Source organism: Sedimentibacter sp., from assembly GCF_032080165.1.
Taxonomy (GTDB): domain Bacteria; phylum Bacillota; class Clostridia; order Tissierellales; family Sedimentibacteraceae; genus Sedimentibacter.
Genome location: NZ_DAMASY010000020.1, coordinates 1 through 10,701 on the forward strand (window position 1 = coordinate 1; position 10,701 = coordinate 10,701).

Sequence of the window (10,701 nt, forward strand, 5' to 3'; positions counted from 1 at the left end):
ATTTGATTATATATCCGGTGAAGTGTTATTTGGGTTGGGTGTATTTGACGCTTACTCTCAAAGCACACCGCTATAGTAACAGAATACTTCCTGTAACACCCATTGGATTAATCCTCTATTTATATATTCAGAAGCTTATATAATTGGGTAAAGTGCTTCCACCCGCAGGCATTACTATTATATTTTCTACTTGATTTAGTTCTTTCAGAGCGTTGTCAACTGCATCTTGTAAAGAATCAAAATAATTAAATCCGATGTGTTCAATAATATCTTTGTTGTAATCTGTTACAATATAAATTTTTGATTTCATTAAAGTCAAGGCGATAGCCGCTGCCTTATGACCGCCAAGTTTAAAGTTTTCTTTTATTTCTTTAATCATCTGCTCTTTTGTTTTATTCATCATCCAGTCTTCGAATATGGCATTTTCAAAACCCTCTTTACATGATGCACAAAGAATTATAATTCCTCCATCCTTAACAGCATGTCTGGCATTATCTAATGACTTTTGAGCTTGATAAATATTGATGTCCTTTGGATATCCCCCTGAAGATACAATAACTATATCTGCTTTTTCCTTTATATTAATTTTATACATTTTATCTAATGCATTACAGGCCGCTCTATGAGCATCTATATAATGACCGGCATATGCTCCGATAATTGTTTTATCTAATGCTTGAAGTACATTTAATATAAAATCTATTTTAATATATTTTCCTACTTCATCAATATCTTGTCTGACTGGATTTGTGTCTAAGTTACCTGCGCAGGCACCTTCTTTAACCATATTAGAATGATTAGCTTGTATAGCTGCATAGCTTGATACTCCAGGCATAATTGCCTTTGCTCCACCTGAATATCCTGCAAAGTAATGATACTCAACATTTCCTATACATATGATCCTATCAGCATTAGCCACAGGGGTAAATATATCTACGGGAGTCCCATTTTTACAAACACCAAGGTTTATACAATCATTCATATCACTATCTATGATATTTACTTTTTGGTAGACTTCTTCTCCAACTAAATACTTTTTTTCAGCCTCTGTATGTTTTCTATGACTACCCAGAGCTAATACAATAGTTATGTTTTCTAATTTTACATTGCAAGCTGCTAATTCATTAATTATATGTGGTAATATTACATAACTTTTCACAGGCCTTGTTACATCACTTGTAATAATAACTACCTTGTCATCTGGCTCAATTATCTTATTAAGTGGTTCCGAATTAATTGGATATTTTAATGCTTTCTGTATTAATTCATCTTCTGCAGGTACTGTATCAACTTCATTGGAAGTTAAAATATTAATATTATACTTATCGTCTATACAGGCATGTACATATTCTTTATCTTTCTTTAATTTTATCTCCAATATAACCTCCTGATATTTATATACCTAATTTATGTAATGTTTCTTTTAATGGCTGCCCATTTGAATCCCAACCCATAATTTTATAATATTCTTTTTTCATATTATTAAATTTTTCTTTATCAATGCTTGTACCTTCCAATTTGCCTTTTGTAAGAGGTTCATATAATCTTTTAGGTAACTCTTCATTTAATTCGTTAACTCCAAGTCTATAATTTATATGTCTTGCTAAGTTTATTCCTCTTTCCCCAGCTTCTACTGCTTCTTCTACTGATACGTCCCAACCAGTTGCTGAGTTTAACAACTCCAGCAGTTTTTCAACTGATAATGAGCCTCTTGGAACCGGTACAAAGTCGCACACACCTGCCATATTCAAAAAACTCCACCATTTTTCCAGTATAGAGTACATTTCAGCTTTACTTTTACCATACTCAATAGGACTGAGCGGTTGACTTATGCCTAATATGTTTACATTACTAATATTTTCTCCGGTATTTGTAAGTAATGTATCATGACCTGCCTGCATATGGTCAGCTCCAGTAGGTGATACTGAATATCCTAATGCAACGCCAACCTTTCCTCTCGGATCGTGCATTGCCAGTTCCTGACCTTTTACATGCATTGCAAAAGCTTCTGATCCATTACCAAAAACTTCAGCAGCAAATTTAACTCCTTTTGCCAATATACGCCCAATACCATCTTTATACACTATCTTATTTATCATTGATAGCAATGAATCTTCATTTCCAAAGTTTAGCTCTATTCCATCTGTATGAGATATATTAATAATACCTTTTTCATAGCATTCCATAGCAAATGATATTGAAACACCTGTTGAAATTGTATCTATTCCCATATCATTACAGATTTCATGTGTTTTTGCTATGATTTCTAAATTATCTATTCCACACATTGAGCCCATAGAACCAATCGTTTCATATTCGGGCCCGCCAAACTTAGGATCTACTGTTAATTTCTCATTGTTTACTTCTACCACCCTTTTACATCTTATTGGGCAAGAATAACATCCTTCTCTTTTCTTAAGTATAGTTTCAGCCATTGTTTCGCCTGAAATTTTTTCTGCGCCTTCAAACGTTCCTTCACTGAAGTTTCTTGTTGGCAGCATTCCTGCTTTATGATTTGACATAACTGATGCTGCAGTTCCATACAAATATAAGCCATATGTTAAAGGCTTTTCCTTATAATAAGATGAATACCATTTACTAATTCCTCTTAAATTATCTAAATTATAAAAATCAATACCTCTTGTGCCCTTGACTGCTATAGCTTTAACCTTTTTTGAGCCCATAACAGCTCCCATACCATTTCTGCCACATGCATGCTTTAAATCATTTATTATAGAAGCATATTGAACTTCATTTTCACCTGCTGGTCCAATTTGAGACATTCTAACAGTTTTATCTTTGATTTCATCCTTAATTAATTGATTTGATTCACCGATTCCTTTACCCCAGATATGGGAAGCATCCTTTATCTCAACATTGTCATCTTTTATGTAAATATAAACAGGGTCCTTTGATTGTCCTTCAAGAATAATACCATCCCATCCTGCTTTTTTTAATTCTGCAGAAAAAAAGCCTCCCGATTCCGACATGCCAAAGCCGCCTGTGATTGGAGAAATAGCTCCAACCATCAGTCTTGATGTTCCTGCGTGGGGTATTCCGGACATAACTCCTGTCATTATATATAAATTATTAACAAGTTTCATGTTATAGGTGTCCTTTTCCATTTCATTCATCATGAAATATCCAATCAGACCCTTGCCACCCATATACTTTCTCATTACTTTATTTTCTGTTTCAATTACACTGATACTCTTATCATTCAAATTTATTTTAAGTATTTTGCCTGTAAATCCAAAATTCAAAATTATCACTCCTATTATTTATTGTTTAGCCACCGTCAAAAATTGGTAAAATTAATAATGTATCATCATTGCAAACTAAGTCATCTTTTCTTGCTAATTTGTCATTAATAAAAAACATAGCATAATCGGTATTGTTAATAGATAAATGATTTATTATATCATTAATTGTCTTATTCCCTGTAATTTCAAGCTCAATCTCATTTTTCAAATTACTGTTATACAAAAATATCTTGTTTATTTTTATTATCATAATTTTATCTTTCTAAAAATTAATTTATAGAGAAAGCGCCAATATTAAAAATATGCTTAATGATCAACGCTTTCCATCCATTTAGTTAATCCTTGATACTCCTGATTCTACTGCAGCATTAAATACTGCTTTTGATACAACTTCTCCAACCCTGCTATCAAAAGGAGGAACAATGATATATTCTTCATTTAGTTCCTGTTCATTTACCAAACTAGCAATAGCATTTGCAGCTGCTATTTTCATTTCCTCATTAATATCATATGCCCTTGCATCTAGTGCTCCTCTAAATATGCCTGGGAAAGCTAGAACATTGTTAATTTGATTTGGGAAATCAGATCTACCTGTTCCTACAATTCTAGCTCCGGCACTTAATGCAAGTTCTGGCATAATTTCAGGTTCTGGATTAGCCATAGCTAATACTATAGGATTCTCCGCCATTGATTTAACCATTTCTTCAGAAACAATTCCTTTAGCTGAAACGCCTATAAAAACATCTGCGCCTTTCATAGCATCAGCAATATCGCCTTTTCTATTTTCTTTATTTGTTTTATATGCAATTTCTTGATGTACCCAATTACTATTTTCTTCTTCAGAATTGATTATTCCTTTACTATTGCATGCAATAATCTTTTCAACTCCAACTGATAACAGCATATTTATAATAGCCGATCCGGCCGCACCGGCACCACTAACTACTACATTAATGTCTTTCCATTCCTTATTAACTATTTTTAATGCATTGATAAGTGCTGCAATAACTACAACTGCCGTACCGTGTTGGTCGTCATGAAATACTGGAATGTTTAACTCTTGCTTTAATCTTCTTTCTATTTCACCACATCTGGGTGATGAAATATCTTCAAGATTTATTCCTCCAAATGAAGGCTCTATCATTTTAACAGCTTGAACTATATCTTCTACATTCTTTGAAGCAACACATAATGGAAAAGCGTCAACTCCGGCGAATTGTTTAAACAATACGGCTTTTCCTTCCATTACAGGAAGTCCTGCTTCCGGTCCTATATCTCCTAGTCCAAGTACAGCACTTCCATCAGTTACTATTGCTACCATATTTCCTTTAGAAGTGTACTTATATACATCATCCTTATTATCATGAATCTTTCTGCATGGTTCGGCAACTCCAGGTGTATATGCTACAGATAAGTCATAAGTACTACTAACAGGTACTTTACTGCTAACTTCGATTTTACCCTTCCATTGTTCATGAAGCTTTAAAGCTTCTTTTTTAATGTTCATTACATATAATTCCTTTCTTTGTTGTTTACAAATTATGAATTGCAAATCCCGTAACTGCCTCCGAAGCTTCCATCACAGCTTCTGCTAATGTTGGATGTGCATGTATTGTATCTGCTATTTCTTCAGCAGTACATTCCATCTTTATTGCGAGACAAGCCTCTGCAATCAGCTCTGTAGCATGAGCACCAACTATATGAACGCCTATTATTTCATTATACTTTTCGTCACATATTATTTTCACAAAACCATCTGTTGCACCAATGGTTTTAGCCTTTCCACTAGCAGCAAAGGGGAATAATCCTACTTTAATAGATTCATAATTAATTCTGGCCTCTTCCTCTGTTAAGCCTACTGATGCAAGTTCCGGATTTGTGTAAATACATGAAGGTATTACATTATAATTCATTTTAATTTCTTTACCTAATATATTTTTAACTGCTACTAATGCTTGGTGTGTTGCTACATGAGCCAGCATTACTTTTCCGGTAACATCACCTATAGCATAAATGTTAGATATGTTTGTTCTCATATATTCATCCACAACAATACCTTGTTTGTCAGTAACTATTGATAGTCCATTAATAACATCAATTTCTGATTTTCTTCCAGCTGAAATTAAAACATTTTCTACAATTATACTATCCTGTCCATTTTTTGTATCAAAATTGACCTTCAACATTTCACCGGCCTTTTCTATACCTGACAATTTTGTTTCTGTTAGTATTTTTATGCCGATTTTTTGTAGTGAATCTTTTACAACCTTTATAGCATCGACATCTTGTCTTGGCAATATTTCAGGCAACATCTCTATTATAGTTACATCTACTCCAAATGTTCTGAACACATAGCCTAGTTCAACTCCTATAACTCCACCGCCTATTATAGCCAGTGATTCTGGTAAATTCTCTAAATCCAGTGCTTCATCACTAGTAATAACACCGCCTAAATCTGATCCCTTTACAGGAATGGTTACTGGTTTTGAGCCTGTAGCAATTACTATATTGGCACCTGTAATTATTTCATTATTGTTTCCTTCTATTTTAACTGTGTTGTTATCAATAAGTGTGCCTTTACCTTTATAGATATCAATTCCGTTACTTTTCAATAATGTTTGTACACCGTTTGTTAAGCCTCTGACAACCTTATTTTTATTCTTAAGAATTTCATCCCATTTAAAACTTACACCCTCTGCTGTAATGCCAAATTGTTGACTTGACTTTATATCATTGTATAAGCCGGCACTTTTAATAAATGTTTTTGTTGGGATACAGCCCTTGTTTAAACAAGTACCGCCTAATTCTTCTTTTTCAATTATTGCTACCTTTGCATTATTTTTAGCAGCATATATTGCTGCCGGATATCCGCCGGGACCTCCGCCTATAATAATAATGTCATATTTAAAATTTGTTGGCACTTTATCACCCTTCCTTTGTCTTTATTAATCTTTATAATAACAAATATGGACGCATGAGCAATTGTTTTATTCTTTGTAAGAATTGTGCAGCTAATGCACCATCAGTTATTCTATGATCATATGTTAAGCTTAAAGTCATAATAGGTTTAATTATAATCGTATCATTCTCAACAACAGGAATATTTTCCACCTTTCCTACTCCCAGAATTCCACTTTCCGGCGGATTAATAATTGCTGTGAATTCGTCAATATCATACATTCCAAGGTTTGATAAAGTAAATGTTCCTCCGGAATAATCCTCCTGTGATAAACTGCCATTTAAAGCTTTTTGAATCAATTCCTTTGACTCTATAGCAATTTCTTCTAAAGATTTCTTATGAGCATTTTTTACATTAGGTACAATTAAACCATTAGAAACAGAAACGGCTAATCCCATATTAACATAATCCTTTAAAAGTATACCCTCACCTGTCAGAGAAGAATTCATATATGGAAATTCAAGTAATGCTTTAGAAACTATTTTAATTAAAATATCATTGTATGAAATATTAATTTCTGATTCCTTAAGATTCTTTCTTAATTTAATAGCTTCAGTCATATCAACCTTCATTCTGTGATTTGCTTGAGCCATATTGTGAAGACTTTCCATCATCCTATCTGATATTACTTTTCTCATACCTTTAAATGGTACAATCTTTTCTTGTGTCTCTGTATTATTTAGGTTGCTTGGTTCATTTTTTATAATATTTAATACATCCTGCTTAATTACCCTGCCGCTAATGCCTGTTCCAACTACTTCGTTTGCATTAATGTTGTTTTCTTTTATCATTTTTTCAGCAACAGGTGTAACTTTATTTCTATTTTGTACTAATCCTTTTTCACAAGATAAAATATCTTTTTCTATAATAAGTCCATCCGGACCACTTCCAATAATATCATTGTAATTGATATTTTTATCAACTGCTCTCATTTTAGCTCTTGGAGTTATAAATACTCTATCTGTTTTTTCATTGCTCATATTATTAGATTCAACTACCGCACATTCAGCTTCAGCTTTGACCTCATCAATTTTTGTTTCTGCCGGACTGTCTCCTGTCAGTAAGTGAGAAAAATCTTCTCCTTCTTGTCCTATGACAGCAATTATTTCAGTAATAGGAACAGTTTCATCTTCTCCTCTTATTATTTTTAATAATGTGCCTGATACGGGAGATTCAATTGTTATTGATAATTTATCTGTTTCCATTTCGAATAACGGTTGATTCTCTTCTACTTTTTCGCCTTCAGAAATTAACCATTTAGTTATATATCCTTCAGTCATTAATAGACCTTGTTTTGGCATTATAACTTTTGTTGCCACTTTAAATCACCTACCCTATTTGTAAAGTACAGATTTAACTGCTTTTTCTATATCTTCATCTTGTGGAACCACCGCATTTTCCAGACCTAAATTAAATGGCAGCGGACAAGCTTTCGCACCTAATCTCAAAACAGGCGCATCTAAATATTTAAAGGCTTCTTCCATAATTAAAGATGCAATTTCTGCTCCGGGTCCTGCGTTTTTATGAGCCTCGTGAACTACAATTGCTCTTCCTGTCTTCTTAACAGAGTTTACCACAGTTTCTGTATCAAATGGTACCAAAGTTCTGGGATCAATAACTTCTGCACTTATACCTTCAGATTCAAGTTTATTTGCTACTGTTAAAGCTTTTCCAACATATTGAGAAGTTGCAATAATAGTTACATCATTACCTTCTTTCGCTATATTTGCTTTTCCAAATGGAATCATAAAATCAGGATCATCCGGAACTTCACCTTTAACACTATATAATAACTTATGTTCAAAAAACATAATTGGATTATTATCACGAAGAGCTGTTCTCAATAACCCTGCAGCATCAGCCGGAGTTGAAGGCATTACAACCTTAAGCCCGGGAATATGCATAAAAATTGCTTCTGTACTTTGTGAGTGAGTTGCAGCATTTCCCCTGCCGATTCCTTGTTGCCCTCTTATTACTAAAGGCAAAGTAGCTTTTCCGCCATACATATATCTAATCTTTGCTGCTTGATTTAAAATTTGATCGGCAGCTACCAAAGAAAAATCCATATACATTAACTCCACTACGGGTTTCATTCCTGCTAAGGAGGCCCCAACTCCTGCACCCATAAATCCTGCTTCAGATATAGGTGTATTTCTTACTCTTGATTCACCAAACTCTTCCAGTAGTCCTCTAGTACACCCAAAGATACCACCCTGTTCAGCTATATCTTCACCCATTATAAAAATTCTATCATCGCGTCTCATTTCCTCAGCTAAGACATCTTTAATAGCAATAGCATATGTTTTCCTACTCATATCAAATACTTCCTTTCAAAATTAATTCTCAAAATATACATATTCCAAGGCTTTAGAGGGATCTGGTTCAGGACTCTCTAATGCAAATTTCTCTGCTTCGTCCACTGCAACTAAAACATCCATTTCAATCTCCCTTAACTCTTCTTCAGTAGAAATTTTATTTTCTAATAAATAATTTTCTAATCTTTTTATAGGACATTTTTCTTTCCATGCCGCAACTTCTTCTTTAGTTCTATAAATTTGCGGATCACCTGTCCAATGACCCAGCCATCTGTACGTCTTGCATTCTATAAAAGTCGGACCTTGCCCATCCTTTGCTCTTTCAATAGCCTTGCTAATAACTTCATCTATAGCAAATATATCATTTCCGTCAACTGTATAGCCTGGCATATCATACGCAATACTTCGTACACTTATATCCTTAACCGACGTACTTTGCTTAACCGGTGTTGAAATTCCAAATTCGTTATTTTCACATATAAATATAACGGGAAGTTTCCATACTGATGCTAAATTCATAGCTTCGTGTACTACACCTTCATTAGATGCTCCGTCGCCGAAAAATGTAACCGATACCTGATCAGATCCCCTTAATTTTGCAGCTAATGCACCACCTGTAGCTATTGGGACACCTGCTCCGACTATAGCATTTGCTCCAAGATTTCCTTTCGTTACATCTGCTATATGCATAGAACCACCTCTTCCTTGACAATAACCGGTAGATTTGCCCATGAGTTCCGCTAAAGCAGGAGCAAGTTCCGCACCTTTCGCTATACAATGCCCGTGACCTCTATGAGTACTTGTTATATAATCAGAGTCCCTCAGAAGTGAACATACCGTTGCTGCAATTGCTTCCTCGCCTATGTACAAATGAACTGAACCTCTTAATTGATCCTTTTCAAATAACTGCAACGCTCTTTCTTCAAATTTTCTTATTTCGTGCATCTTTCTATAAATCCATATTAACCTTTCTTTTTCCAATTTCTACACTCCTTATGTTAAATTATGGTTTAGTATACTACAATACTAATTTAAATATTATATAAAATTTTAAGGCAAAAGTACAGCTTTAATAACATTACCTTTTGAAATTTCTTCAAAAATATATTCATATCTTTCTAAAGGCTCTTTGTGACTTATAATGCTGTCTAAATTTAATGCTTTCCTGTCAAGCATTGATATGACCCAATTCCAACTAAGAGGTGAAGAGCTGAATGTACATACTATATTCAGAGCCTTTATCACAGCCTTCTTCCATTCAATATGTATTTTTTCAGGACCGGGTATTCCAATTACACACATTCTTCCTTGCTTTCTAAGCATATTAATTCCTGAATTAATACCTGGCATAGAACCTGAGCACTCTACAACAACATCTGCGCCGAGTCCTTCAGTCAGCTCATAAATTATATCAACAGGATTTTCCACAGAGGCATTGATTATATAATCGCATCCTAAACCCTCGGCTATCTTTAATCGTGAATTTTTATCTGTATCTGTTCCAACTATTGCAACTTTTCTTGCACCTTGGATCTTTGCCATTTGTATAGCTAATAATCCTATAGGCCCCGGACCGATAACTACTACAAAATCTTCAGGCTCTATTTTAGTTCTTTGTAATAAACTATGGGCAACTATAGCTGCCGGTTCAATTACAGCAGCTTCTTCAAAAGATATGTTATCAGATATTTTATGAACAAGTGCGGCAGGCATATTGATATATTCGGTATAAACACCATTAATATGTGTCCCCGGTGCTTTTTTATCTAAGCAAATCTGCGGATTTCCTGTTTTGCAATACCTGCAAACACCGCAACTTTGAACGCTTAATTCACTTATTACCCGCTCTCCAACATTAAAACCCTTGACATTTTTACCTACTTCGGCAATTACTCCACTAAATTCATGACCAATGATTAGAGGAGGTACAGTATCATACTCATCGGTATAAATGTGATAATCCGTACCACATACACCTATAGCTTTAATATTAATTAACACCTCATTATCCTGGCATAGAGGTTTTTCTACTTCATAAATTTCTATATTGTTTTTTCCGCGTTTAACCTTTACAACAGCTTTCATTTAAGCACTCCTTAAACTTGTTTTAAAAACTAATCTATTTTCCGTACAACCTTGGTAAAGTCAGAGAAATTTCAGGGAA

General features: G+C 34.1%; 9 protein-coding genes. All 9 read right to left on the reverse strand.

Translation table 11 applies throughout. The features are described 5' to 3' along the window. Positions 1 to 127 precede the first annotated feature (127 nt). The gene (larA, locus tag RT412_RS16900) at positions 128 to 1,378 is read right to left on the reverse strand and encodes a nickel-dependent lactate racemase (protein WP_313347071.1); all 1,251 of its coding nucleotides are present in this window, start codon (positions 1,376 to 1,378) and stop codon (positions 128 to 130) included. Between the two features lie 16 nt (positions 1,379 to 1,394). After that, positions 1,395 to 3,263, reverse strand: a complete 1,869-nt coding sequence (locus RT412_RS16905) for an aldehyde ferredoxin oxidoreductase family protein (protein WP_313347074.1) — start codon at positions 3,261 to 3,263, stop codon at positions 1,395 to 1,397. A 25-nt stretch (positions 3,264 to 3,288) separates the two neighbouring features. Continuing rightward, positions 3,289 to 3,513 (reverse strand): MoaD/ThiS family protein, encoded by a 225-nt coding sequence (locus RT412_RS16910; RefSeq protein WP_313347077.1) that lies wholly within the window; start codon positions 3,511 to 3,513, stop codon positions 3,289 to 3,291. 81 nt (positions 3,514 to 3,594) lie between these two features. Continuing rightward, a complete protein-coding gene (locus RT412_RS16915; protein ID WP_313347080.1) occupies positions 3,595 to 4,770 on the reverse strand; it encodes a malic enzyme-like NAD(P)-binding protein in 1,176 nt (391 codons plus the stop codon). A gap of 25 nt (positions 4,771 to 4,795) precedes the next feature. Then, a complete protein-coding gene (gene lpdA / locus RT412_RS16920; protein ID WP_313347083.1) occupies positions 4,796 to 6,184 on the reverse strand; it encodes a dihydrolipoyl dehydrogenase in 1,389 nt (462 codons plus the stop codon). A gap of 31 nt (positions 6,185 to 6,215) precedes the next feature. Continuing rightward, positions 6,216 to 7,541, reverse strand: a complete 1,326-nt coding sequence (locus tag RT412_RS16925) for a 2-oxo acid dehydrogenase subunit E2 (RefSeq protein WP_313347085.1) — start codon at positions 7,539 to 7,541, stop codon at positions 6,216 to 6,218. A 15-nt stretch (positions 7,542 to 7,556) separates the two neighbouring features. Continuing rightward, positions 7,557 to 8,537 (reverse strand): alpha-ketoacid dehydrogenase subunit beta, encoded by a 981-nt coding sequence (locus RT412_RS16930; protein ID WP_313347087.1) that lies wholly within the window; start codon positions 8,535 to 8,537, stop codon positions 7,557 to 7,559. Between the two features lie 21 nt (positions 8,538 to 8,558). After that, positions 8,559 to 9,482, reverse strand: coding sequence for a thiamine pyrophosphate-dependent dehydrogenase E1 component subunit alpha (locus RT412_RS16935; protein WP_313347093.1), 924 nt, complete (start codon positions 9,480 to 9,482; stop codon positions 8,559 to 8,561). Positions 9,483 to 9,587: 105 nt separating this feature from the next. Next, positions 9,588 to 10,622: a zinc-binding dehydrogenase gene (locus tag RT412_RS16940; RefSeq protein WP_313347090.1), complete on the reverse strand. Its 1,035-nt coding sequence runs from the start codon at positions 10,620 to 10,622 to the stop codon at positions 9,588 to 9,590. Between the last annotated feature and the right edge of the window lie 79 nt (positions 10,623 to 10,701).

Coding starts and splice junctions, on each gene's coding strand:
- RT412_RS16910 (WP_313347077.1), bottom strand. CDS start 3,513: ATGATAATAAAAATAAACAAGATATTTTTGTATAACAGTAATTTGAAA.
- RT412_RS16915 (WP_313347080.1), bottom strand. CDS start 4,770: ATGAACATTAAAAAAGAAGCTTTAAAGCTTCATGAACAATGGAAGGGT.
- RT412_RS16930 (WP_313347087.1), bottom strand. CDS start 8,537: ATGAGTAGGAAAACATATGCTATTGCTATTAAAGATGTCTTAGCTGAG.
- RT412_RS16935 (WP_313347093.1), bottom strand. CDS start 9,482: ATGCACGAAATAAGAAAATTTGAAGAAAGAGCGTTGCAGTTATTTGAA.
- RT412_RS16940 (WP_313347090.1), bottom strand. CDS start 10,622: ATGAAAGCTGTTGTAAAGGTTAAACGCGGAAAAAACAATATAGAAATT.